This window comes from Corynebacterium sp. HMSC071F07 (assembly GCF_001810285.1).
GTDB lineage: Bacteria > Actinomycetota > Actinomycetes > Mycobacteriales > Mycobacteriaceae > Corynebacterium > Corynebacterium simulans.
In genome coordinates this window covers 1-806 of record NZ_KV800703.1, presented here as the reverse complement: position 1 = coordinate 806, position 806 = coordinate 1, and the positions used below count along the sequence as shown (strand labels likewise).

Annotated in this window: 1 rRNA gene; it reads right to left on the bottom strand. The window is 53.3% G+C overall.

Annotation, left to right across the window (positions count from 1 at the left end):
• A 23S ribosomal RNA gene (locus HMPREF2724_RS04685) occupies positions 1 to 806 on the bottom strand; the annotation flags it as partial.

Here is an 806-nt window from a genome sequence, read left to right as displayed (position 1 = left end):
CCCTTGGGACCTACTCCAGCCCCAGGATGCGACGAGCCGACATCGAGGTGCCAAACCATCCCGTCGATATGGACTCTTGGGGAAGATCAGCCTGTTATCCCCGGGGTACCTTTTATCCGTTGAGCGACACCACATCCACAAGTAGGTGCCGGATCACTAGTCCCGACTTTCGTCCCTGTTCGAGCTGTCACTCTCACAGTCAAGCTCCCTTGTGCACTTACACTCACCACCTGATTGCCAACCAGGCTGAGGGAACCTTTGGGCGCCTCCGTTACATTTTGGGAGGCAACCGCCCCAGTTAAACTACCCACCAGGCACTGTCCCCAACCCAGATCATGGGCCAAGGTTAAGGTATCCAATCCGATCAGAGTGGTATTTCAACAACGACTCCACCACCACTGGCGTGATAGCTTCACAGTCTCCCACCTATCCTACACAAACCGAACCGAACACCAATACCAAGCTATAGTGAAGGTCCCGGGGTCTTTTCGTCCTGCCGCGCGTAACGAGCATCTTTACTCGTAGTGCAATTTCACCGGGCCTGTGGTTGAGACAGCAGGGGAGTCGTTACGCCATTCGTGCAGGTCGGAACTTACCCGACAAGGAATTTCGCTACCTTAGGATGGTTATAGTTACCACCGCCGTTTACTGGGGCTTAAATTCTCAGCTTCGCCCATCAAAGATGAACTAACCGGTCCTCTTAACCTTCCAGCACCGGGCAGGCGTCAGTCCATATACATCAACTTAACGTCTTCGCATGGACCTGTGTTTTTGATAAACAGTCGCTCCCCTCTATTCTCTGCGAC